This is a genomic window from Salinibacillus aidingensis (assembly GCF_055393355.1).
This window is the reverse complement of the sequence record NZ_AP043759.1, coordinates 676,009-700,878: the sequence shown is the minus strand read 5'-3', so window position 1 is coordinate 700,878 and position 24,870 is coordinate 676,009. Positions and strand designations below refer to the sequence as shown.

The 24,870-nt window shown below is 41.8% G+C and carries 22 protein-coding genes, 1 tRNA gene and 1 other annotated feature; of the genes, 4 read left to right on the top strand and 19 right to left on the bottom strand.

Annotated features, from left to right (window positions below; genetic code table 11):
* Window positions 1-15 precede the first annotated feature (15 nt).
* From ACZ5OK_RS03885 to ACZ5OK_RS03865, 5 genes are all read right to left on the bottom strand, one after another.
* Window positions 16-867 (bottom strand): amidase domain-containing protein, encoded by an 852-nt coding sequence (locus tag ACZ5OK_RS03885; protein ID WP_343839399.1) that lies wholly within the window; start codon window positions 865-867, stop codon window positions 16-18.
* A 64-nt stretch (window positions 868-931) separates the two neighbouring features.
* Window positions 932-1,462, bottom strand: a complete 531-nt coding sequence (locus ACZ5OK_RS03880) for a methylated-DNA--[protein]-cysteine S-methyltransferase (RefSeq protein ID WP_464758456.1) — start codon at window positions 1,460-1,462, stop codon at window positions 932-934.
* A 132-nt stretch (window positions 1,463-1,594) separates the two neighbouring features.
* Complete coding sequence (queG, locus tag ACZ5OK_RS03875; protein WP_343839394.1) at window positions 1,595-2,734, bottom strand: tRNA epoxyqueuosine(34) reductase QueG; 1,140 nt, start codon at window positions 2,732-2,734, stop codon at window positions 1,595-1,597.
* Window positions 2,735-2,754: 20 nt separating this feature from the next.
* On the bottom strand, window positions 2,755-4,473 hold the full coding sequence (locus ACZ5OK_RS03870) for an ABC-ATPase domain-containing protein (protein ID WP_343839391.1): 1,719 nt from the start codon (window positions 4,471-4,473) through the stop codon (window positions 2,755-2,757).
* 589 nt (window positions 4,474-5,062) lie between these two features.
* Window positions 5,063-5,136: transfer RNA gene (locus ACZ5OK_RS03865), tRNA-Gly, on the bottom strand.
* Window positions 5,137-5,442: 306 nt separating this feature from the next.
* Between ACZ5OK_RS03865 and ACZ5OK_RS03860 the strand changes: the two genes are divergently transcribed.
* Complete coding sequence (locus ACZ5OK_RS03860; RefSeq protein WP_343840265.1) at window positions 5,443-5,580, top strand: DUF1540 domain-containing protein; 138 nt, start codon at window positions 5,443-5,445, stop codon at window positions 5,578-5,580.
* A gap of 71 nt (window positions 5,581-5,651) precedes the next feature.
* Here ACZ5OK_RS03860 and ACZ5OK_RS03855 read toward each other — a convergent pair whose 3' ends face one another.
* From ACZ5OK_RS03855 to ACZ5OK_RS03840, 4 genes are all read right to left on the bottom strand, one after another.
* Window positions 5,652-6,656 (bottom strand): ABC transporter permease subunit, encoded by a 1,005-nt coding sequence (locus ACZ5OK_RS03855; RefSeq protein WP_343839389.1) that lies wholly within the window; start codon window positions 6,654-6,656, stop codon window positions 5,652-5,654.
* Window positions 6,653-7,570 (bottom strand): ABC transporter ATP-binding protein, encoded by a 918-nt coding sequence (locus tag ACZ5OK_RS03850; protein ID WP_343839386.1) that lies wholly within the window; start codon window positions 7,568-7,570, stop codon window positions 6,653-6,655. The genes ACZ5OK_RS03855 and ACZ5OK_RS03850 overlap by 4 nt, the downstream gene beginning before the upstream one ends.
* Window positions 7,571-7,678: 108 nt before the next feature.
* A complete protein-coding gene (locus tag ACZ5OK_RS03845) occupies window positions 7,679-8,824 on the bottom strand; it encodes an anti-sigma factor (RefSeq protein WP_343839383.1) in 1,146 nt (381 codons plus the stop codon).
* Window positions 8,814-9,323 carry a sigma-70 family RNA polymerase sigma factor gene (locus tag ACZ5OK_RS03840; protein WP_343839380.1) on the bottom strand — a complete coding sequence of 170 codons (510 nt, stop codon included), beginning with the start codon at window positions 9,321-9,323 and terminating at the stop codon, window positions 8,814-8,816. Before ACZ5OK_RS03840 ends, ACZ5OK_RS03845 begins: the two co-directional genes overlap by 11 nt.
* Before the next feature lie 160 nt (window positions 9,324-9,483).
* Window positions 9,484-9,717 (top strand) — a binding site (T-box leader).
* Between the two features lie 63 nt (window positions 9,718-9,780).
* On the opposite strand from ACZ5OK_RS03840, the gene ACZ5OK_RS03835 reads away from it, so the two are divergent.
* Both ACZ5OK_RS03835 and serA read left to right on the top strand, forming a co-directional pair.
* Entirely contained in the window at window positions 9,781-10,944 is a 1,164-nt protein-coding gene (locus ACZ5OK_RS03835) for a pyridoxal-phosphate-dependent aminotransferase family protein (RefSeq protein ID WP_343839376.1), read from the top strand.
* A 1-nt stretch (window position 10,945) separates the two neighbouring features.
* Window positions 10,946-12,532 (top strand): phosphoglycerate dehydrogenase, encoded by a 1,587-nt coding sequence (gene serA, locus ACZ5OK_RS03830; protein ID WP_343840262.1) that lies wholly within the window; start codon window positions 10,946-10,948, stop codon window positions 12,530-12,532.
* A gap of 133 nt (window positions 12,533-12,665) precedes the next feature.
* On the opposite strand, the gene ACZ5OK_RS03825 is transcribed toward serA, so the two are convergent.
* From ACZ5OK_RS03825 to ACZ5OK_RS03780, 10 genes are all read right to left on the bottom strand, one after another.
* Window positions 12,666-13,481, bottom strand: coding sequence for a histidinol-phosphatase HisJ family protein (locus ACZ5OK_RS03825; protein ID WP_343840259.1), 816 nt, complete (start codon window positions 13,479-13,481; stop codon window positions 12,666-12,668).
* Window positions 13,482-13,759: 278 nt separating this feature from the next.
* A complete protein-coding gene (locus ACZ5OK_RS03820; RefSeq protein ID WP_343839373.1) occupies window positions 13,760-14,179 on the bottom strand; it encodes an acyl-CoA thioesterase in 420 nt (139 codons plus the stop codon).
* Between the two features lie 70 nt (window positions 14,180-14,249).
* Complete coding sequence (locus ACZ5OK_RS03815) at window positions 14,250-14,816, bottom strand: TetR/AcrR family transcriptional regulator (RefSeq protein WP_343839370.1); 567 nt, start codon at window positions 14,814-14,816, stop codon at window positions 14,250-14,252.
* Between the two features lie 43 nt (window positions 14,817-14,859).
* Window positions 14,860-16,467 (bottom strand): long-chain-fatty-acid--CoA ligase, encoded by a 1,608-nt coding sequence (locus tag ACZ5OK_RS03810; RefSeq protein ID WP_343839367.1) that lies wholly within the window; start codon window positions 16,465-16,467, stop codon window positions 14,860-14,862.
* Window positions 16,468-16,482: 15 nt separating this feature from the next.
* Entirely contained in the window at window positions 16,483-17,259 is a 777-nt protein-coding gene (locus ACZ5OK_RS03805; RefSeq protein ID WP_343839364.1) for an SDR family oxidoreductase, read from the bottom strand.
* A 375-nt stretch (window positions 17,260-17,634) separates the two neighbouring features.
* Window positions 17,635-18,156: a DoxX family protein gene (locus tag ACZ5OK_RS03800; RefSeq protein ID WP_343839362.1), complete on the bottom strand. Its 522-nt coding sequence runs from the start codon at window positions 18,154-18,156 to the stop codon at window positions 17,635-17,637.
* Window positions 18,157-18,593: 437 nt separating this feature from the next.
* Complete coding sequence (locus ACZ5OK_RS03795; RefSeq protein ID WP_343839360.1) at window positions 18,594-19,049, bottom strand: GtrA family protein; 456 nt, start codon at window positions 19,047-19,049, stop codon at window positions 18,594-18,596.
* A 33-nt stretch (window positions 19,050-19,082) separates the two neighbouring features.
* The gene (locus ACZ5OK_RS03790; RefSeq protein WP_343839357.1) at window positions 19,083-20,219 is read right to left on the bottom strand and encodes a glycosyltransferase family 4 protein; all 1,137 of its coding nucleotides are present in this window, start codon (window positions 20,217-20,219) and stop codon (window positions 19,083-19,085) included.
* Window positions 20,220-20,238: 19 nt separating this feature from the next.
* Window positions 20,239-21,387, bottom strand: a complete 1,149-nt coding sequence (locus tag ACZ5OK_RS03785) for an NAD-dependent epimerase/dehydratase family protein (protein ID WP_343839355.1) — start codon at window positions 21,385-21,387, stop codon at window positions 20,239-20,241.
* A 192-nt stretch (window positions 21,388-21,579) separates the two neighbouring features.
* Window positions 21,580-22,545 carry an alpha/beta hydrolase gene (locus ACZ5OK_RS03780; protein ID WP_343840256.1) on the bottom strand — a complete coding sequence of 322 codons (966 nt, stop codon included), beginning with the start codon at window positions 22,543-22,545 and terminating at the stop codon, window positions 21,580-21,582.
* A gap of 239 nt (window positions 22,546-22,784) precedes the next feature.
* Between ACZ5OK_RS03780 and ACZ5OK_RS03775 the strand changes: the two genes are divergently transcribed.
* The gene (locus tag ACZ5OK_RS03775; RefSeq protein WP_343839352.1) at window positions 22,785-24,794 is read left to right on the top strand and encodes a putative bifunctional diguanylate cyclase/phosphodiesterase; all 2,010 of its coding nucleotides are present in this window, start codon (window positions 22,785-22,787) and stop codon (window positions 24,792-24,794) included.
* Window positions 24,795-24,870 lie beyond the last annotated feature (76 nt).

Genomic DNA, 24,870 nt, shown 5'->3' with positions numbered 1-24,870 from the left:
TTATTATATCATAGGTTACTCCCCTATACGGAAAAACTTGTACTGACATTTCGGCGTCCAGGCGGGCGAGTCTTCATAACGCCAGTACCGATTACGGCTATTAGCTGTATGGGCATTAACGAGGGGCTCTCCATTGCCATCTTTAGCTACGACGATGGTTGTGTGGTTCCATTTGCCATCCCCCTCAAAATCGTAGCAAATGACATCGCCAGGCATAAGATCCGTTGCATTTTCCATCTCTTTTGCCGTTAATCCCTGATCTGATCCACTTAAATACCAGCGAAAAGCATGGGCAACCGACCAGCTGTAGCTCCAGTTGTTCCCTGAGTACCACCAGCCCCTCGAACGATTGGGTGATCCCCACATCGGTGCTCCTCCAGCACGCAGACACTGGGAAATGTAATTCGTACAATCCACCTCAAACTTTTGATAGTCCGGATTATAGTCATTCCACCAGCGCTCCGCATAGCGGACAGCTGCTCTGCGGTCATAGGAAAAGGATCGCTGTTCTGATCTCGTATCAGATTCAAAAGAAGGAACGATTGGCTCAGTATGATTGTCCGTTGGGGCCGGACTAATTTCGTGTCGGGCTAAGGCTTCACCATCAAAAAGGAGACTTCCAGGTATGATTTCTTCCTCCAGATATGTTTTGCCATTTTGTTTAAGTAAATAACACAAATGAAGATGATATTGAATTTCACGGCGATGATTCCGGTTCATCTGATGATAGGGACGTCCCTCACCTGTAACCTGCAGCACCTGAACTCCCCTTCCCCTGAAAGCCTCTATTTTTTTCCTCCACCATTCAAAATCCGTGTTTTCCCGAATAATATGTTCCCACTCATTTTGAAGAAAAGAATCGTCCATAAAAAAGCCTCCCTTCCGTTTCAATGTATGTAACGAAAGGGAGAAGCATGAAACCTGAATAAGACTATTGTGTGACGACTGAATACCCTTCCAAACTAAGCAAAAATTCCTTTTTTCCGATCCCGCCGGCATATCCCGTCATGGCCCCATTACTGCCCACGACTCTATGACAGGGAAGTAAAATGGGCAGAGGATTCCGATTAACGGCACCGCCTACCGCCCGCTGCGCTTTAGGCGACTGAACGAGCTGAGCTATTTCCTTATATGTACGAACTTCTCCATACGGAATTTCACTCAAAGCCTTCCAGATCTGTTTCTGGAATGGAGTACCGTATATTTCATAGGAAAGATCAAATTTTGTGCGTGTTCCATTGAAGTACTCTTCAAGCTGCTGCGTTACCTTCAAAAGCTTCGTTGGGTTACGTTCAAAAACAGGCTGTTCAAAATGCCTGCCGAGCCACTTCTGAAAAGATGCCCTCAACTGATTGAGCTTTCCGTACTGTATCGCCAGCAATGCCTCATCCTTCATCATCAATGTGACAGGACCAAGATTCGTCATCATTTCATCATAATACAGCAATTGATTGTTCATCATATCCCCCTTTAAATTTGTAAGTGCTTAATGGAAAAAATGAATATCATTTAAGGATTTCGACAAACAGCTTCTATTCTCATTTAAGAAAATTTTAAAAATGGCCGCATGTGCACATGCGGCCATCATTCATTCTCAGCTTTGCGGGGCTCTGAAATAGTTCAGCCCTTTTTCCATTTCTGCTAATGCAGATTCATCGGATTCTTTTTCCTGCGCTTCCTGAATGGCTACCTTTCCAGCCTCAGAGCCTATTTTTCCTAAAGCCCAGGCCGCGGTACCACGTATCATTGGCCGTGGATCATGCTTCATGCCATGAATGAGTTCATCAACGGCTGTCTGATCCTTATAATTCGCAAGAGCGATAATGGCGTTACGTTGAATGGGCTTTTTCCCCCGCCATGAGCCTGCCATCGGTCCGAATGTTTCTTTAAATTCTCGATTTGAAATACGTAATAGTGGCTTAAGACGAGGTTTGACCACGTCAGGGTCCGGTTCCATTTCTTCATGGAAGTGGAAGTTCTTCCCCTTATTTTTCGGACAAACCACCTGGCACGTATCACATCCATATAGGCGGTTACCAATTTTAGCCCGATATTCATCAGGGAGATAGTCCTTAGTCTGTGTTAAAAAGGCGATACATTTCTGAGCATTCAGCTGTCCACCCTGAATCAAGGCACCTGTCGGACAGGTATCTACACAAAGGTTGCAATCCCCACAGTCCTCTTCCAGGGGTTGATCCGGCTCAAACGGGATGTTCGTTATCATTTCACCTATATAAACATAGGAGCCAAATTCAGGGGTAATCAGAACTGTATTTTTCCCGGTGAATCCGAGTCCTGCGCGTACAGCAACCTCTTTATCGGCCAATTCTCCGGTATCCACCATAATTTTATATTGGGCATCCGGATGTTTTTCTTTTAAAAACTGCCCCAGCTGTTCAAGCCGGTCCCGTAAAATATCGTGATAGTCCGTTCCCCATGAGGCCCGGCAAAACTGTCCGCGCCGGTCTCCTTTCGTGCTGCGGGGAGCGTTCTCCAGTTTGGATGGATAGGCTAGCGCAATCGAAATGATCGACTGGGCTTCAGGCATTAATTTACGAGGGGTGGTTCTCTCCTCAATGGTACCCTTTTCAAAGCCGGACTGGTATTGATTTTCCTGCTGTTGCTTCAGACGTTCCTTAAGGGTGGAAAATACATCAACTGAAGCAAAGCCTATTTTATCAATCCCTATCACCCTGCTCTGTTCAATCACATCCTGTTTCAATTCATCAAACAAACCATTCCCCTCCTTTCCCTTTAGCGCTTTAAAGCATGTGGGGACAGTCCCTTGGCTGTACGTAATCGATTAAGTGTGGCGGCTATTTCGAATCTTCTTGGTCTTGCGAGTTCCCCTGGATGTTCATGTGGTCTTGGGGTAAATGAAGGAAGTCCTCTTGTGTCCATTTGTTTTTCAATTTCATCCAACAGCTCACTCAAAGATTTTTTCTGTTTCAGCCAGCCTTTTTGCTCTAAATGATGCAGAATCTGTGCAATCATACGGGTCTGGGAAACGTCTACCAGCTGTTCAACCTGCTGGAGATCAATATCCACTTTGCCCATCAAAATTTTATCAAGACCTTTTGCCTGTACTTTGGACTTTTTCCCTTTACGACTATCTAAACTTTCAGGTAAAAAGATCCGGTCTGAAATCGTCCCAAATGACTCATCTCCATGCTTTCGTTCACTTGGAAACTGACTCGCAATGTCCTTCGCTTTTTGTGTCACATTATGCGGAATATACTCATCAAGCATAATCACCTGATCCGCAGCATCAAAATAGTCACCGGATCCACCCATCACGAGCACCGTGGAAACGTTAAGCTCATCCCGCAGCTGACTGATTTTATCAATAAACGGTGTAATCGGCTCTTTTTCCTTCACAACCAGTTCCTGCATCCGCTGATCACGAATCATGAAATTGGTTGCACTCGTATCCTCATCAATTAATAAGGTGGAAGCCCCTGCTTCAAGAGCCTCCATCACATTTGTCGCCTGTGATGTACTTCCACTGGCATTTTCCGTGCTGAATTCTCCAGTATCTTCCCCATGTGGGAGATTGTTAATAAAAGGAGAGATGTTCACATTGGTTACCTTACGACCATCCTCAGCTCTAACCTTCACTGCATTTGGGTCGGTAAGAACATATTCACGCCCATCTTCCTTAATATGGTGATAAACGCCACGTTCAATGGCCGTAAGCAGCGTACTTTTTCCGTGATAGCCACCACCAACAATGACCGTAATTCCCTGCTTCAGGGCCATTCCTGTTAAAGGTTCATCACGATGCGGCAATTCGATGGAAACCCGATTTTCCTCTGGACTCTGAAAAGGTACAGCCTTTTTCAACGGACGATTGCTAATGCCGCTTTCACGAGGCAAAATCGCCCCATCCGCAACAAAGGCAATCCAATTATTCTCTTTCATCTTTTTACGAATCGCTTCCTGCTGATCCGCCAATTGGACAACAGCCTCAATATCGTGATCTTTAATCGAAAATACCGATTGCTTTAAAATGTCCGGAATGATTTGAAAAAATAATTTCTCGGCTTCCCGACCATTAATACGACGGCCATTTGCAGGCAAACCTACTGAAAGACAAATGGTTGTGTGAGACCCATCTGTGGTTACAGCCGTCCGCTCCAGAATTTCCTGTCCGGGCACATCAATGCTTAAAAGTCCACTTTTTCCGGAACCCCGTACAGTGGCCTGATTTTTCCGAATCGCCCGGGCAACATGGCGGGCAATCACATCCTCAGTGTATATTTTCCGCTGTTTTCCCTGAATCCACTCTTTTTTAATTGGAAAATCCTTATCAGGAATAATCAGTCTGATTTTTGACGGGGAAGCAAACGGATCCCCCTGAACATAGTCAATTGCAAGTTTATATTGCTGAAATTGATAGCTTCCCTGCAAGGATTTATAACCTTTATAGCTTTTTCCATCAATATTTCGCAGTTGAGATCGCAACTTTTGCATAAAATCCAAACACCTCATCTACTAAGAATCGAACTTTTTGCTTAACAATCCAAGGATACAAGGCAAGTGGCGGAAATTCAAGTCAGACAGGGATGGTTTAACGGGGGACGAACTGGCAGACTTAAAAACAAGAATTCAGACTGAAAAAACCAGGAATTCGATTGATAAACCGGGATATTCTACTGATTCCCAGCCCACTTTGGTCGATAAAAAATCAACTGAAGGATTGACGGCCGAAACTGATTTGATTTTTGCTCGAGGTGACTGATAAAACTCCAGATTCGGTTGATAAACGTCCTTATGTGACCGATTCCCCGTCAGAACCAATCGATGTAAAACTCAGCCGATCGATTGAGCGTCGATACTGACTTGGTTTTCGCTCCTAGCGACGGATAAAATCAGAAAAACGACAGATAAAAGCAAAAACGTGACTGATTCACTTTAAAAAAACAGCAAATCAGCATAAATGAAGACGCAATCCCGTTTCCATACTAACCAGAAGGATTAAAATATATGATTCCATTAAAAAACGCAATGCTTCGTGGCGAGCCAAACGAAACACTGCGTTGGTAACATGTATTATAATTGCTGGAGCGGGTGATGGGAATCGAACCCACGACATCAGCTTGGAAGGCTGAGGTTTTACCACTAAACTACACCCGCAAATTTTGTCGAAAACATTCGTTGTTGAACTGATATTTGAAATTATAACAGGGAATGGACAATGGTTCAACAGTTTTTAAAAATTTTATTCACATTTTATGATTTTATGATAAACAAGTTCGTGATTTTTTAGTTTTGGCCTTATCATTTCGTTTCCAGCTAAATCCTCTGCGTTGACAAACACATCCCGGTAACTAAATGACCCTCTCCAACCTGGTCAAAATCATCCTTTCTGAATCTGAATGATTTTTTCAAACGAGAGGTATCCTTATAAAAACAGGGGGTGGAAAGCTTGGCTCAGGACGTATTTGCGAAGTGAAAAACTGTAAATATTGGGCAGTAGGCAATAAATGTACAGCCGAGGCAATTTACGTCGTAAGCCACAGCGGGAAAGAAGCCAATCATCAGAAAGAAACAGATTGTAAAACATTCGAACCTCTCTAAACATTTTTGCAGGCCTCAGTCACAAACTAAAAAGCCAGGCTTCCATTCGGAACCTGGCTCTTCCACACTTTTTACCCGGCAATATCCCGTTTTTTAAATATATACCAGGTGAGTCCCATGAAAATGACAAAATAAACTGCATTTACCCCTATGGAAAAAGGAAGAGTCATTCCTTCAAATGGCGGGGACAAATTATGGATATATTGAGTCAAATTCAAGTTCGGAAACAGCACATATTTCCCCCATTCGTACTGCCTTAACAAACCGGTTATAATATTTCCAGACAGCAAAATAAAAACGCCAATTCCAATCGCAAATGTGTTACTTCTCATAATAGTGGAGATCATAAAGGCCAGCGATGCAATCACTAATAACCTGATAAATTCCACTCCGTAAATTTTCAATACTTCAATACTAACCGTTTCCGCTTCCATCTGCCCTGAATTTGTAAAAGTTATACTTTCATAATCAAGTGGTGCAAAGCCGAAATACATTCCCCCGATAAGCCAGGAAGTCATTAACAGAAGCGCCAGAATAATGATTTGAAAAAGAACCACTGTGGTAAATTTGGATAATAAAATTTCTCCCCGGGTAAAAGGACGAATCATCAGCATTTTTATAGTTCCCCAGGAAAATTCACTTGCGACAATATCTGCTGCGACAATCACCACAAATAAGGATATAAGGGCAATTAAGCCTGTCGAATCAGACATAAAAGTCCATACATTCCGTTCATAAGGGTTTTTTCCTTCCTCCAGATGGGACTCAAGTCTGTCAATTTGACCCTGAATACTGGAAATTTCCTCCTCGGCGTTGGGCATGACCTGCTGTGCCTGTTCGGAATTCTCCTGATTTTCAGCCTGCTGCATGGATTCATTTATTGCCTCAATCTGATCTTCATACCTTTGAATTTCATCCTGCGCACGCTGCTCCCAATCCTGGTTCTGTCCGCCCTGGTGCATTAAGAAAGCCATAAGAAGAACAGCGAAAGCCATAATACCAAACATAATCCACGTACGAATGCGTTTAAACACTTTTATATTTTCATTATAAACAAGGGAGAACAATTTCATCATACTTCCTCTCCTCCCTTCGTTATGGCTAAAAACTTCTCCTCAAGTGATGGGTTTTTGCTGGAAATTCCAAAAACCTGAATATTGGCTTGTACCAATTTTTTATTAATAGACGGTATATCACTGCGTTTTGCGGGGCATTGCAGATATCCGTCAACAATTTCAAATTCAAAATCCGTTAGTTTTTCCTTTGCCAGTTCTGGCTGATCGACTTCAAATTGGACCAGTGTGTCTGCACCATGGTCCTCCCTTAACTCATGAACAGAACTGATGTCAATAAGCTTGCCTTCCTGAATAATGGCGACACGATCGCACATCTGCTGCATTTCAGCTAACAAATGGCTTGATACCATCACGGCAACTCCTTGTTCCGTCAGCTTTTTTAAATAAGTACGAAATTCATAAATTCCTTGTGGATCCAATCCATTTGTAGGCTCGTCAAAAATGAGCAGGGAAGGCTTATGCAGAATCGCCTGAGCAACCCCAAGCCTCTGCCTCATTCCGAGCGAGTAAGTTTTGACCTTCCGATGAATGTTTTTCTCTAAATCTACTAACTTAATAACCTCTTTGATACGTTCTTTTGTAATTGAAACCTGGGCCATTCTGGCAAAATGAAGCAGATTCTGATAACCCGTTAAAAACTTATACATTTCCGGATTTTCGACAATCGCGCCCATTTCAGACATGACCTGTTTGAAATTCTCATCAGCGTCTACCCCATTAATGAATACTTTTCCATTTGATTTCGAAATTAACCCGGCAATCATCCGAATGGTTGTCGTTTTTCCCGCCCCATTCGGACCAAGCAATCCAAACACTTCGCCTGATTGGATGGAAAAAGATAAATCATCAACTACATTTTTGTTTCCAAGCTTTTTTGTTACATTTCTTAGTTCTAGTACTGAACTTGATTCCATGTTTACCTCCAATAGGAAATATATGTTATCCAACTCTTGTTATTTTAACATAATTTAGAAAATGCAAAAGATACATTTTACATAAATTTATAAATCTTGAACTTCTCTTTAATTCCACAATCTTACTTCTCCAATAGAAAGACTGGAAATCCAATCTTCACCCCTTAATGCTAAAATTTCTTTGGAAGGCCCTGTTATCACAACTCCATAAATGTGGACCCCATGATTTTTTACATAATCCATCCGTTTATTTAGTCTAAGGTCTGAAGATTGGGCGACTCGGTTCGAAATCCGCTTATGCTCATTCATAATCTCCAGTGTGCGAATAAAATTTTCATTTCGCAGCTCTGCACTTCCATAATCTGAAACATTAGGGTACGTCCCCTCCTCAATCGTCACATTACTGTAAAAGCCTTTATCCTCGGTTTCCCTTGAAGTGATTTCTAAATCTTCAGGATGCCAAATCGGCAAACTTGGAAAACCAATAGAATCGGTGGGAGTTGGTCCTCTCTGTTTTGCTTCCTCTTTCTCAATTCCGGTATCAACGGCGAACCAAGCAGGCTTTACGGTCTGGTAATTTTCAAGCAATGATAAAAGTTTTTTTGTTGAATAGAGCTGGTCCAGAGAGATATAAGCTTCTGCTACTGTTCCCTCTGGTAAATGATTGAGTCGCTCCCATTCATGATCATCAGAAATATTCTTGTTTTCAGCCACAGGATAAATGAACATTGAATTTTGCTCGATATCTTTTTCAATAGTTGGAGAGAAAGGGAATCCATAAAAGAAATTCATTTCAAAGCTTCCCACCTTTTCATTCTTATTCCCTATTCTTTTTTTGAGATCACTTTTATTATTAAAAAAGAAAAAGCCTGTATTTGAGCCTCTACTGCCAACCTCAATATTGGGATTGGTTACAGCAATAGCAGATTCAATTACGTCGTTATATACTTCAATACGATCTGGTTCACCCCAGGAATAAAAAATACTGTTTACCAGACTGCTGCAAAATGCAATAAGTATAAGTATAGAAATTGCCGTTACAGCATTGCTGATTCTTGCCTTCCATTTTCCTTTTCGAATGATTTTTTGATCATTTGGCTGGAATCGATTTTCTGTTTCGTCATCCAGCTGCTCATCTAAATAGGATTGGTAGACTTCCATCTTTTCTAATTCTTTTTCTACCTCCAGCGTTTCTTCTTCTGATAGCTTCCCTTCTGAATAAGCCTTAAGCTTTTCCTTGAAATCATCTCTCATCCGCTGAATCACTCCTTTCTTTTAAACGACGAAGAGTTTGACGGCCTCGAAATAACAATACTTTAAAATACGAAATGGAAACCTCCATGATACTCGCTGATTCTTTATAAGATAGATCATGGAAATCAGCTAATAAAACTGCGTGCTTTTGCTTTTCTGGTAAGGTTTTAAGCACTTCTTCCAGCTCCTGGAGTTGATTCCGGGTAATAGCCTCTTCTTCGGTGGATGCATTTCCTTTTATTTGCTGGAAAAACGGCTGATCTTTCACAATCTGACGCTTATTTTTCCGTACAGCATCAATAAATACGTGATAAGCAACCTTAAATAACCAAGGTTTTATTCTGGGAGGATCAAGCTCTTCAATATGTAGGTAAGCCCTGACAAAAGTCTCCTGTACCAGGTCCTCTGCCCAATAACCATCACGGGTAAGAGAGAGCAAATAGCGAAATATTTCAGGCATATGTGAACGGTAAATATCATCAAGATTTTTATGCGACATCCTCTCTCCCCCTTCAACCTGACTACGAATCAGCCTATCATTTTGTTACAAAATTTTCGGGACTGTCCCCACACGCTTTAAAGCGCTAAAGCAAATTTGCAGGTTGACATTCGTTATAAGTCTGCTATGATAGATTAAAATTCATTTAATACGGTTATACGTTAATACGGTGAAGAAGACAAGTCCATGATTGCTCATACGTCAGAGAGCTGGTGGGTGGTGTAAACCAGTGGTGAGAGTGATGGATAGCCCTTCGGAGTTGGCAGGTTGAATCGCCAGTAGGTCTGCCCGGTACATGCACGTTACGCATGAGGACCAATGAAGACTGCTTCAGGAGTGTTTGGAAGCAGTGAATAAGGGTGGTACCGCGGAAGAATAACCTTTCGCCCCTTCTTAATTAAGGGGTGAAAGGTTTTTTATATGAAAAAAAAACAATCCCATAAAGGAGTGTTTACACATGCTACAGGATCAAGCATTTTTACGAATCCCCGGACCAACACCAATTCCACCTAGTGTGCAGCATGCAATGACTCAGCCGATGATTGGTCACCGTGGACGTGAAGCAAAGGAATTAATTCAGAAACTGCGCCCAAGGCTGAAGCCCGTCTTTGGAACCGAACAGGAGATTATGATTGTTGCCGGAAGCGGTACTGCCGGCCTTGAGGCTGCGGTTGTAAACAGTGCTAAGCCCGGTGATGAAGTCCTCGTCATTGCTACAGGCGCGTTTGGGCACCGATTCAAAAAAATATGCAACAGCTATGATTATCAAACCCATGTCATCGAAGTATCCTGGGGAAGTGCCGCAGATCCGGCGGAAATTGAGGAATATCTGAGGCAGCATCCAAATATAAAAGTTGTGTTTTCCACCTTTTGCGAAACTTCAACAGGCGTATTAAATCCTGTCAGACAGATCGGGGAAATCGTACACAGAACGTCAAATGCGCTGTTTGTTGTCGACGGCGTATCCTGTATTGGCGGTGTCGAAAGTAAAATGGATGACTGGGGGATAGATGTTCTCGTTACAGGTTCTCAAAAGGCAATGATGCTGCCGGCAGGACTGACCTTGATTGCAGTCAGTGAAAGAGCACTGAGGACAATGAAGGAAAATCCGCAGCCCCGTTTCTATTTAGATTTAACAACCTATCATGATAAATTACTCGCGGATTCAACTCCTTTTACTCCGGCTTTATCCTTATTATTTGGACTGAATCAGGTACTGAATCTTATGGAAGAAGAAGGCATTGACAACGTTGTAAAACGACATGAAACCATGAAGAGTATGACACGGGCTGCCTGTCGTGCGCTTGGTTTACCTCTACTAACTCTGGACCAGGATGCATCACCAACAGTGACAGCCATACAGCCTGATGATTTTGACCCGGAAAAGCTCCGGAGTATTTTAAAAACGGAATTCGGATTATCCATTGCGGGAGGGCAACAGCATCTGAAAGGAAAAATTTTTCGTATCGGTCATATGGGGTATTCCTCTCCTGCCGATGTTTTACAAACCATTAGCTTATTAGAACTCGGCTTATATAAAACCGGAAAACAAATCGAGCTTGGAAAAGGTGTAGCCGCGGCCCAAACGGTTTATACAGAACATGAAAACAGGAGGAATTAAAATGACGTTCCATATTTTAGTCAGTGATCCGTTAAGTGAAGAAGGAATTCAGCCTCTTAAGCAGGAAGAACATCTGAAAATTGACGTTCATACCGGTCTGTCTCATGAAGAGCTTCTGGAGACCATTGAAAAATATGATGCATTACTTGTACGAAGCCAGACGAAGGTAACCAAAGACATAATAGAAAGAGCAAAAAATCTGAAGGCGATTGGCCGTGCTGGTGTCGGAGTTGACAACATCGACCTGGACGCCGCTACTGAGCATGGGGTAATCGTAGTAAACGCACCAGATGGGAATACAAATTCTGCCGCTGAACATACCATGGCCATGCTCATGTCGCTGGCACGAAGAATTCCTCAGGCCTATCATTCTTTAAAACAGCATGAATGGAACCGCAAAGCATACGTAGGTGTGGAGCTAAAAGGAAAAACCCTGGGCGTTGTAGGTTTTGGACGAATAGGAGCCGAGGTTGCCTATCGGGCCAAAGGACAGCGGTTAAATGTCATTGCCTATGATCCTTATTTAACAGAAGAAAAGGCAGAAAAAATGGGCATACAGTGTGGAACGTTGGAAGAAGTGATTCAGCAGGCCGACTTCATTACGGTACACACACCTTTAATGCCGGCAACCAAGCATTTAATTAGTCGGGATGCCTTTAACCAAATGAAACCAGGTGTACGAATCATTAACTGCGCCCGAGGAGGTATCATTGACGAGGATGCTCTGTACGAAGCTATTTTAGAGAAAAAAGTTGCTGGAGCTGCCCTTGATGTTTTCGAGGAAGAACCTATTCAGAATTATAAATTAGTTGAGCTCCCTGAAGTAGTGGCTACCCCGCATCTAGGGGCAAGTACGGTGGAAGCCCAGGAAAACGTAGCCATCGATGTCAGCCGTGATGTTATTCAGATTCTAAACGGCGGTGCAGCCAAAAACCCTGTTAATCTGCCATCCTTACCTGCTGAGGTCATGAAACGAATTGAACCATACTTTAATCTGTCTGAGAAACTGGGAACCTTCAGCGCTCATCTTGCCCAGGAGCCGATTGAAGAAGTCAGTATCTACTATTCCGGCGATTTAGCAGATCTGGATGTGACACCATTAACCCGCAACACCGTAAAAGGCATTTTAAAACGCCACCTTGGTGATCACGTAAATGATGTGAATGCCCCTTATTTTGCAGAGAAAAAAGGGATTACCATCAATGAACAGAAGACCACATCCACCAAAGGGTTTACCAATCTGCTTACCGTTGAAACCCGTACAAAATCCGGCGCTTCCAAAGTGGCAGGAACCTTATTGAACGGCCTTGGCACACGAATCGTTAAAGTAGATGCCTACAGCGTAGACGTCGTTCCACAAGGTCACCTTTTGCTCATCCGTCACACAGACCAGCCAGGTGCCATCGGACGTGTCGGAAGCCTGCTCGCAAAGTTTGACGTCAACATTGCAACCATGCAGGTCGGACGTTCCGACGTAGGTGGAGATGCTATTATGATGCTAACCGTTGATCGACAAATAGATGAAGATGTCCTCCAAAAATTACAGGAAGTATCCGATATTCACCAGGTAAAGCCAATTGATTTGTAGGATGGCATGATATTTAGGATGTACAACTAAATCACAATTACCAGGCTGCATTCCAAAAACCTGGATCTATAAAGAAAAGTCATACTCATGGTGTATGACTTTTCTTATGACCAGATTTTTGTCTACCGGTCAATTAACCTAAAGGATACGTCTCTCTCCTCCGCTGGTTAAACACCTGAATTTCCTTATACCCGATCGATCGGGCCAATTCAAGGGACTGATCAAAGGCATAACCCACATGCTTTGGTGCATGTGCGTCGGAGCATGTCACAATGCCAACACCGGCTTCATAGCACTTTTGCAGCAAAATAGGGTCCGGGTAGATTTCTCCTACAGGCTTACGAAGCCCGGCTGTACTGATTTCAATACATGTGCCTGATTTGGCTAAAGCCTCCACAGCCCGGTCATACTGCTTTTCAACAAAATTCTGATCGTCTGGCTTATAAGAGAAAATTTTAATTAAATCGATATGTCCAACAAAGTCAAATAGCTCAGATTCGGCTAATGTAACGATTTGATCAAAATACTGCTCATAAGCTTTATTAATATCCCGTTTTTCATATTCTTCCCGATGAATCGCAAGGTCAATTCCCCAGTCGCCAATCCAGTGAACTGAGCCGATCACATAGTCAAAGGGACGGGCATTAATAAAGGCCTCCATCTCTTTTTCCTTTCCGGGTCTATAATCCATTTCAATCCCCATTTTTATGTTCAGCCCTTCAGCCCTGGCCTGATCAAAGAACTGCTGATAATCTTTAAAATTTAACCCTCGACGGTTGTCAATCCAGGGGTTGGAAATAATATCACTCGTCTCATGAAAAAAATAAGCATGTTCAGATATCCCTAATTCTTCAATTCCCTTCTCCTTTGCTTTCTGTAAATACTCCTTCAAGTAATCGGTTGTAAATTCTCCGGTTTCCGCCATATGTACATGATAATCAGTCAGCATAATATCCTCTCCATATTTAAACTTTTCATCTATTGTATCATGGATAACAAAATTTACAGTGACCTCTTCTATCAATGCTTCCAAACTCCTCCTCTAAATTGAGAGAGACCGGAATCTATCACTAAAGGGGATACTTCTGAAAAGACACAAATCCGCTTTCTGTAATTGCTGAACAATATTTAAAAAGGATCGTCTCCTTTCCAAAGACGATCCTTTTAATCTTATCCGTATAACCATAACTCTTCCCTGTACAATACAAGCTTTCACCGTGGCTGAATTTATCCCTTCTTCCCCTCAACTGCATTCTCTTCCACGTAAGGCATGAGCTTCTGTCTTACAGAATCAGGAATGGGCACTGTCTTTTGCTGATGGAAATCAAAATACACCATGATGGCCTTTCCCTCTGCGATCAACCCCCTGTTATTCACAAACTCGTGTTTTAAATGAAAGCTGGAGTTGCCCATTTTACTGACAGTGGTTTGAATGGTCATAACCTCATCAAAATAGGCCTGCTGCTTAAAATCACAACTCGTTGATGCTAAAATAAAGGGCCATGAATCCATTTTCATAGGCTCACCTAAATCTCTGAACATTTCAATCCGCGCCTCTTCCAGATAAATAAAATAGCTAATGTTACTGACGTGACCTAAGGCATCTGTTTCAAATGCCCTCGCTTTCACTCTGCATTCATGCTTCAAACTGTTCACCCTCCCTTTCCATCCATTTGCCGGCTAAGCTTAATGTAATCCATTCCATTGAGCAGAAAAGCTAACTGTATTCAATTCCCCTGCTAATCATATCGATAAAAATGTCTGCCACTTCCAAGTCGGTGAACATTCCGTCCGACTGAAACCACTGATAGCTCCAGTTACATATACCCAGAATGCCAAGGGTTACAATATCTGCCTTCAGATCCTGTCGAAATTCCTTAGCCTTGATTCCATCCCGAATAACTTCTTCCACAATCAAGCGTACCTGGTTTCGTTTTTCCCGTACTTCCTTCATGTGAGTTTCATTCAGATGACGATATTCACGATGAAAAACTCGGGCGCTGTTTCCTAACGGAGTAATATTGGAAATAAGCACCCGAATGAGACCGTAAAGCTTTTCTGTATAGCTTACATCTGCACGCCTTACCAACTCTTTTTGCTGTATGAGTAATTCATCAATGTACCTGCGATGAATCGTCATTAAAACCTGTTCCTTGCTGGCAAAATAATAATAAAAGGTTCCCTTAGTTACCCCTAAGCGGTCAACAATCTCCTGAATAGAGGTTTCACTGAATCCCTTTTTCTCAAAAGCTTCTACACAGGCTTGAATGATTTGATTCTTCATTTTCAACCCTCCCAAAATTAAAGCGCTTCCATTTTAAAGAGGGTTACACCAGCTCTTCACGAACTTTTCGACGGAGGATTTTTCCGACATTGGTTTTTGGCAGTTCATCTCTGAAATCAATCATACGCGGAATTTTATAGGCTGCCAGGTTTTCCCTGCAAAATCTGATTAAGTCTTCCTCTGAACTGTTCTCCCCTTCGTTCAGGACAACAACAGCCTTAACGGTTTCTCCGCGATATTCATCCGGAACACCTACAACCACAGCTTCCTGAACAGCTGGATGCTCATACAATACTTCTTCAACATCCCGAGGATAGACATTGTATCCACTCGCAATAATCATATCCTTCTTCCGATCTACTATATAAGTGTATCCATCTTGATCCATTCGAGCGATATCTCCCGTATACAGCCAGCCATCACGCAACGTTTCTGCTGTCTCCTCCGGCATATTCCAATATCCCTTCATCACCTGAGGTCCTTTAATAATCAGCTCCCCTGTTTCCCCATATGGAACTTCTTTTGTACCATCGCTTAAATCCACTATTTTATATTCCGTGGATGGTACCCCAATACCGATACTTCCCGGCTTTCTATCCGAAAACATCGGGTTACAATGGGTGATTGGGGATGCTTCAGACAGGCCATAGCCTTCCAGAATTTTCGCACCGGTCTTTTTCTCAAAGGAACGCATGAGCTCCCCTGGCATCGGAGCACTTCCACTATTACAGATTTTTATACTGTCAATCCCATACTCCTCTGCTTTTGGGTGGCTGTTGATGGCTACATACATGGTTGGTACACCTGGAAATGATGTCGGTTTGAGGTCTTTGATTGTTTGCAGGACTTCTTCTAAATCAAACTTAGGAAGTAAAATATTCATTGCAGCTGTATAAATGGAGAGGTTCATACATGATGTCATGCCAAAAACATGGAACAGAGGGATGACCGTAAGATAGCGTTCTTTGCCGAATTCGATTTCATCCTTAAAAAACTCATAGGCTTGAAGCGTGTTGGTGACAATGTTTCGGTGAGTAAGCATGGCTCCTTTCGATCGACCTGTGGTACCACCAGTATATTGCAGAATCGCAATATCTTCTTTCGGATCGAATTCAACAGCCTTTGGCGGGTGGGTTGCCTGCTTTAAATAATCGGTAAATTCTACAGCCAGATCATCATCCGAGCTCTCTTCACCAAGCGTAACCTGAATAACCTTCTTTACGTTTGTCTGATCAATAATCTGATTGAGAACGGGTAGAAGTGGCTTATAAATGACAATCGTCTCAGCACCGGAATCCTTTAGTATATGCTCAAGTTCAGGCCCCGCCAGCATTGGATTTACCTGGGTAACCGTACCACCTGCCTGCAAAATGCCATAGTAGCTTATTACATAGTGCGGGCAGTTCGGGAGCATAATCGCCGCCCTGTCTCCTTTATTGAGACCCTCATCCTGAAGCTTGGACGCAAATGCTCCTGCCTGCTGTCCAAGCTCTTTGTAAGTAAACTCTCTTCCGTAAAAATGCATGGCCTTATAATCCCCGTATTTTTTAACCGTCTGGTGTAGCATATCCACGGCTGTAATATTGGGAATCACAAGCTCACTGTTCAAATGATCCGGATAATGGTTTTGCCAGACTTTTTCCATATTCATTCCTCCTCACAACTTTTAAGTAGCACTCATCCCGCCATCAACGGAAATGGTCTCCCCAGTAATATAACTGGATGCTTTTGAAGCCAGGAATAGAGCAATCCCCTGAATTTCTTCCTCCTCTCCTAAGCGACGTAAAGGCGTTAATTCTGAAACAACTCCTCCCCCATGCTCAAGTACTCCTTTAGACATTTTCGTCGGAATAAATCCTGGTGCAATACAATTTACATGAATATTATGAGGGCCCCACTTTGCAGCTAAATCCTTTGTCATTGTAATAATGGCACCCTTACTGGCGTTATAGCCCACAGCATCCATCACACGTGGATCCACCCCTCTTAAACCTGCAATCGATGATAGATTAATAATTTTTCCGCTTTCCTGTTCCACCATATGCTTTCCAACCGCCTGTGACATCAGGAAGGTACCTGTCACATTTACATTCATGACCTTGTACCAGGCATCCAGCGGCATTTCTAATACGGGCGCTCCCCACGAAGCCCCGCTATTGTTTACGAGGATATCGATTTTACCAAACTTCTCAATCGTCTGATCTACGACATATTGAACCTGATCAGGCTCTCGAACATCACACTGCAGCGCTAAAACCTCTCCGCCCTTTTCCTCAATTTCTTTAGCTGTGGTCTCGCAATTTTCAAGCTTTCGGGAACAGATCACAACTTTAGCTCCGGCATCGACATAGGCCAAAGCAATCTGTCTCCCAAGGCCACGACCCCCGCCTGTAACAATGGCAACCTTTCCGTCCAATTGAAATAAATCCTGAATTAAACTCAAAAGATCTCCTCCCCTTTGATAACGCTTTCATAAGTGTGAAATAAAAAAGCTGAATTACAATATAGTATACTAACCAGTCAGTATGTTTAACTGTTACCCCTCAAATTTCCACTTATAAACACTATATCATACATTTCTGAAGATTCAAACTGTTGCAAGGAACTTTTTGGTTCATATCTCTTTCTAGCCGATAAATATAAAAGCATGTCCATTTCACCCCTGAAATAGCCATGCTCTTCTTCTTAGTATTCATCCATTGTGATTAATCATGGATATAATATGTCATAAACTTGTTTATCTTCCCTTAAACCTTAAAAGACGCGGCTGTGGTCGCGTCTTTTAAGGTTTTCTCTTGTCCGGATGATAAATATTCAGTTATGCAACCGCTACTTCTTCTTTATGTTTCTTACGGCTCTTGAATGTTAAGTTGTGATTGTTTAAGAAAGGCATTACCCAGCGATCCAGACCGAAACGTCCTGCATTGTAGCCTGCCACAACGATGAATACCGTTATTAATACCATTTGGGCGTTTGTGCTAACTGTACCACTGAATAGGAACGCAAAATTCATTGTCAGCCCCATTAGCCCTGCAAAGTTTGTGAAAATCCCCAGGATAAGGGCCAGACCTACTAAAAGCTCTCCCCACATAACTAAGAACGTAAATACTTCAGCATTTGGTAACGCAACGTTTTCCAGGAATGCTGCCCACCAGCCCTGAACAGCTGGATGCTCCCCACCAGCGCTTGCAATTGCACCTTTTATAAATCCACTTGCATCAAATCCACCGCCAGTTATTTTTCCAAAGCCAGCTGTAAGAAAATGATATCCAATATATATCCTAAGAAAAGCTAACACACCTGCAACATATTTGTTATTACGAAGAAAATGATTAAACATATAAATCCACCCCTTAAAATTTGTTCAGTATTTCACATATTGTCGTATTATAAGGTAACAGAAGCGGTGCCATGGCCTTACCGCATTTGCTGTTTCCTTATTACACTTATATCTTAACATGAATTTTAGATTTGCAAATGACTTTGTTCACTATTTCACATTTCTGTAACAAACCTTTGTCTATTTTGTGAAATAATGAACAAGGTGTTGCCGAAATTCTTTCTTTCTCCCAGGAAATCAAATAATTTGATAAAAATTGACGCAGGTCACATCCTTTCTTTTCAAGTCTTTATATAATTTAATTTGGATTGTGGGGGTCGTCGATTTGGTTCTAAAAGGGTCCAGCTGTGCACTGCAACTGGATGAAGAATCCCGATATATCGAAAAAAGCCCAAATCACACCATCTGTGATTTGAGCTTCCCTGTTAAAAATGATATTATTCTTTCACTTTCTTTGCTCCAAAATCTCTAAACACCAAATATTTTATCATAAAAAAGCTTGCGAGGAATGAGAGAAACATGGCTAATCCCTTTGCAATATTATAGCGCAGCCAATTTGGTATACCAATAAATCCCAATAGTAAATTGCCGATATAAAAGACAAAGTTATTTACACCTAAACTCACGATCCCCTGTCCAATAAAGGTCAGGCGCTGCCAGTTGCTCCCTTCCGCTGAACGTCGAAAGGTAAAGCTGGCATTCCAAAAATAACTGTTAGCTACAGCCAGTGTATAAGCTATGGTATTATAAAACAATAACAGTCCCTGATTATCTGTATGAAAAAATAACAGTAAGAGATTTAATACTCCTATGTCAATAGCTGCATTTGCAACCCCAATAACACTAAATTGCATAAATTGAAAAGGGCCTTTTTTCTTTTTATGATTTCCCATGGAATCCCTCTATCAGATGTTCAATGACTTATTTTATGATTGCTCCTGATTCAGCTTCTCATCGACTCCTGCTACTTCCTTATAAAATTGTAACACTTGATCGGCAGCACCTGTCCATCCAAGTTCCTTAATTTCCTCATGGGCAGATACAGCCAGGCGTTTTCGCAGCGTTTCATCCTTGAACTGTAAAACGGTCTCTTTAAAGTTCATGGACTTCTCCGGTTCATATAATAAACCTGTTTTGCCATCCTCAATTTGCTCACATGTCGGTCCACTTTTGGCAGCAACAAGCGGCAGTCCTGATGCCATGGCTTCCATAATGACAAGCCCAAGTGTCTCAGTTGTGGAAGGAAAGACAAATACATCTGAAGAAGCAAATGCTTTCGCCAGTTCTTCTCCGTGTAAAAATCCGGTAAAAACTGTGTTTGTTCCCTCAAAATGGTTTTCCAGTGTATCGCGATGCGGACCATCCCCTACCACTGCCAAAACAAAGTCATCAGATTCATCTAAAACGGTTTTTATCTTTTCAATTTCTTTTTCAGCAGCAAGTCTGCCAACAAACAGTAATAATATTTTATCCTTTTGTCCATTTGTTAAACGCTCACGCATCTCTTCATCATAACGTTTAGGCTGAAACATTTCCGTATCGACCCCGCGTTTCCATACATGAACATTGTAAAAATCGAGGTCAATCAGCTCATCCTGAACGGTTTTGGATGTACAGAGATTTAAGTCTGCCTGGTTATGAAGCTTGCGGAAATACCACCAGATAAGGCCTTTAAATGGAGAAAGCCTGTAATAATCCAGATATTGGGCGATATTGGTATGGTAGGAAGCAACCAGTGGGTATCCCAGCTGCCTTGCATACTTAATTCCTGAATAACCGACCAATGCCGGATTCACTACATGGACAACATCAGGATCATAATCTGCCAAAAGCTTCTTAACCTTTCGGGTAGGCAGGGAAAACTTCTTGGAACGATAAAAAGGAAGGGTCCGCGCTGGAACCCCTTCAACTTTTGCTCCTTCAAACTCATATACACCAAGATCGGGTGCAATAATGCGTACATCATGTCCTTCCTGCAAGAAGTAACGAATACAGGCAGTCAGTCTCGTTACAATTCCATCTGTAGAAGGGAGAAACGTCTCCGTTACAATGGCAATTTTCATGAAAGACACTTCCTTGTTTTTAAGTCCAGGATACTTGAGGAAGCACATTCTCTTTGATCACACGATCCTTGTGATCCACAACTGCCTTCAGGATGTCACGCACAACGTCTTCTGTCAGTAAATGTGGCTCTAACCCAAGATCCTTCAGCTTCGTATTTTCAGCCTGGAAGAAATGGTCTTCCAGTTCTACACGTGGATTTTCCAGATGAGCGATATCTGTGCCGAATCCTTCTTCTTTCGCTACCTTTTGTACTAGTTTGGCAAGATCCAATACAGAAAATTCCTCAGTAAACTGGTTAAATACACGGAATTCCCCTTTATCGGCCGGATTTTCCGCAGCAATTTCAATGCAGCGTACAGTATCCTTAATATTCAGGAATCCGCGGGTTTGTCCACCCTGGCCATAAACGGTTAAGTCGTGACCAATTGTAGACTGAATAATAAAGCGATTTAAGGCTGTACCATATACATCATCGTAATCCAGACGATTAGTTAGTAGCGGATCCATTTTTGTTTCATCCGTCTCAAGGCCGTACACAATTCCCTGGTTCAAATCAGTCGCGCGAATTCCCCAGATTTTGCAGGCAAACATAATGTTATGACTGTCATGTACCTTTGAAAGGTGGTAGAAGGAACCTGGCTGTTTTGGATATGGAAGAACATCCTTGCGACCTTTATGTTCAATTTCAATGAAACCTTCTTCAATAGGAATGTTCGGTGTACCGTATTCACCCATGGTCCCTAATTTAATCAGGTGACAATCAGGTACAATTTCACGAATTCCATATAATACATTTAAGTTACCTACAACATTGTTTGTCTGTGTATAAACCGCATGTTCGCGGTCAATCATGGAATAAGGAGCAGAGCGCTGTTCAGCAAAATGAACGAATGCATCCGGCTGTTCTTTTTTCAATACTTCCCGGAGAAAATCATAATGGTTAAGGTCACCGATATATGTACGAATTTCTTTACCGGTTAACTCCTTCCACTTGTCCACTCTTTCTTCCAGGGAAGAGATGGGTGTGACAGAGTTGGAATGAAGTTCATCATCAATTTTTCTTCTTACTTCGTTGTCTAAAATGGATACATCATGTCCCTGTTTTGATAAGTAAAGGGCAGTTGGCCACCCACAGAAGCCATCTCCGCCAGCTACAATAATATTCACGAAAAATTCCCTCCATTTTTCATCATTTTCATTCTAAGGCGTCTTTCACAAACGCTTTCTTCTGTATAAAACTTGACAGTACTATGCAAAAAACACATATGTACTTAAAAACTATCATGATATGTCTTATTTGACAAATGATATCACATTTTTTATATAAATTTTAACATAGATTCTTCTGGTAAAATAGACTTAGCCATCTACATACATATTCAGAAAATCGTTTAACTCAGCAACGTATTCCTCTTTATGAATAACAAAAGCCTCTCCATGACTTGATCCGTCAAATGTGACGAACTCCGCCTTACTCTTTGTATTCTCATACAGCTTTCTGGACATTCGGGTTGGAACGAAGGCATCGTCATTACCATGGATGTATAAAATCGGCACATCTGCTTTCTGAACCTGTTTTAATGCAGAAGCTTCCTTTAATGAATAATCAGCCCGTATATTTGTGACAAGGCTTGTGCTTGGCAAGACAGGAATGTCCGGAAGATGAAACATGCGCTCCATCTGATAATCAAATAAACCATACACACTTGTGTAAGGACTATCAGCTACAATAGCCTTTACATTATCCGGCAATTCTTCACCACTTGCCATTAACACAGCTGCAGCTCCCATCGATACACCATGCAATACAATTTCTGTATCCGGGCCTAATTCCTCTATGACTCTATGAACCCAGTCGACATAGTCCAGCCGGTCATGCCAGCCAAAGCCTATGTAATCTCCCTCACTGTTTCCGTGACCACGCATGTCAGCGGTAAACATATTATACCCTAATTCCTCATAGTAATACTGGCCAAACAATCCCATCTGGCTCCCATTTCCCAAATAACCATGGGCAAATACGACGGTTTTATCTGAAGGTTCCTCGGCCTCCAGAAAATAGCCCTGCAACTTGAGCCCATCAAAGGATTCCATTTTCCAGCTGTCAAAATTCTGATCGGCTACCCAATCGCGCCAGCCTCCATCAAGCATAACCTCCATCGCTTCCCCGGACACCTCTAAATCATCATTTCCATTTAGAAAATCTTTGGGGAAGTCACGATCAATGGCCAGATTATAAAAATAAATACTGGCAATAATATTTATGATTAACAGCGTAATAAGCAGACTTATCCCTATTTTTATCCAGCGTCTCTTTTTCAAAATCCTCTCCCCTTTTTTCGCGATGTCTATTTTTCTATTATACATGAAAAAAGCCTCATATAAGATGGGGCTCAGTCAGGTATTTACTGGTAAATGGTAAGGGGGCACCGAACTTTATATAATATAGGATTTTTTCCCAATACCGATTAGGACTTTTTATTTAGGTGCAAAAATGGTTTAATAGTATCGGATTACTATTCAGAAAAGATTAAAGAATACATACGTAGTAGCAGGTGACTTCAATGAGCAGATACAACCTTAAGCAAATTCTATATTATGTATGGATGATTAGTACGATTATTTTCCTGTTGGCGCTTGGAATTGAATTTTATTCTCCCCATTTAAATACAGGGATTTTCTGGTTAATGAACCTGATATCTGTATCCTTGTTTTCCTATCACTTAGGGTTATTCGGTGGCATCTTCTCTCTTCTTATCATACTGACGCTACGGATTAGCGTTGATTTTCAGACGTTCAGTTCCCTTACTCCAAACCAATTGATCAGAGCCTTATTTATTAACTCAATGGCCTTTGTGACTTCCATTTTGATTGGTTATCTGGCGGGGAAGATGAAGAAAAATGAGAAAAATATCCGGGAGATTTTTGATAATAATGATATTACGTTATGGACGAGGAATCTTAAAACGGGTGAAATAACTGTATCTGAGGGAAATGCCAATATTTATGGAGTTACACGTAAAGAATTTGAACAAAATCCACATATCTTGTTCGAATCTATCCATCCTGATGATTACGAAATCTTAACAGACGCCCTGCAAAAGCAGAAGAGAGGCAGAAAAACAAAGGTCGTCTACCGAATTATCCGTCCTGACAAGCAGACACGCTGGATTGAAGATCGTGGAACACCTGTCTTCAATCATGCCGGAGAGGTCGTAAGAGTAGACGGAGTCGTATTTGATGTGACGAGCGAAAAGGAAACCGAGGAAGTCATGAACAAAATGGCCTATAACGATTCGTTAACAGGTCTGCCGAATCGAAACTGGTTCCAGAACTATTTGGAAGCAACTCTTGTATCATCAAGAAAAAATAATATTTCAATAGGTATTATGTTTATTGACTTTGATAATTTCAAACGGGTCAATGACACTCTGGGACATCGCGTAGGAGATCGACTCCTCATTCAAATGTCAGATCGATTGCAGTCTTGCATCCGAAAAAACGATATAGTCTCAAGGCAGGGCGGGGATGAATTTTTAGTTCTCATTGAGGACGCAGATGAGCAGGAAGTGAAGGAAATTGCAGAACGTATTATTAATCAGATGAATCACCCTTTTATTGTCGACGGAAATGAAATCTTCTCCACCCCGAGTATTGGCATCACCATGTGTCCGGTGGCAGAAGAAAAGGCAGAATCGTTAATTGAAAAAGCTGATTTCGCTATGTACCTGGCAAAGGAAAGCGGAAAAAACAATTATAAATTTTACGATGATGAATTAAACCAGAAAATGAAACGGAAAATCATGGTGGAAACCCGCCTGCACAAAGCCATTGAGAACGGTGAACTAGCTGTCCATTACCAGCCCCAGATTGATTTATCCACCAGTGCTCTGGCAGGGGCTGAGGCACTGCTGCGATGGGAAAATGACCTTGGTTATATCAGTCCCGGTGAATTTATTCCCATTGCAGAGGAAACTGGACTTATCATCCCTATTGGGGAATGGGTCATTCGGCAAGCCTGCAGACATTCTAAAGAATTTCGCGCTCATGGCCTGGAGCCATTCCCGATATCCGTTAACATTTCGACAAAGCAAATCATGAATCCAAGCTTTATTCCCCGTCTAAAAGAAATTTTATTGGATGAACAGATGACCCCGGAACTTTTAACTCTGGAAATTACCGAGTCAGCGCTATTATTCTATGAGGACGCGAAGGAAAATATTGATGAACTGCGACAGCTTGGTATTGGCATTTCGATTGATGATTTTGGTGTCGGCTACTCTTCATTAAGTATGATTAAAGACATTGAAATGGATGAATTAAAAATTGATCAGCGTTTTTTAAATGATGCTTTAGAAAGCAAGCGTGTTCATTCATTGCTGAAAACCATCATTAAAATTGGAAAGGTATTAAAAGCAAAAGTGGTTGTCGAAGGTGTGGAAACAGCCGAGCAGCTTGAATTGCTGATGAGTAGAGGAATATATGGCCAAGGCTTTTTTTACAGTCGTGCACTGCCAGCACAGGAGTTTGAAAAATGGTACTGGAAATATTATAGAAAACGAATAAAAAGCTGAGAATATGTTTTGAGTTCGATACAAAAAGGACAGAGAGGGAATCCAAAATCGGATATCCATCTGTCCTTTTTTTATC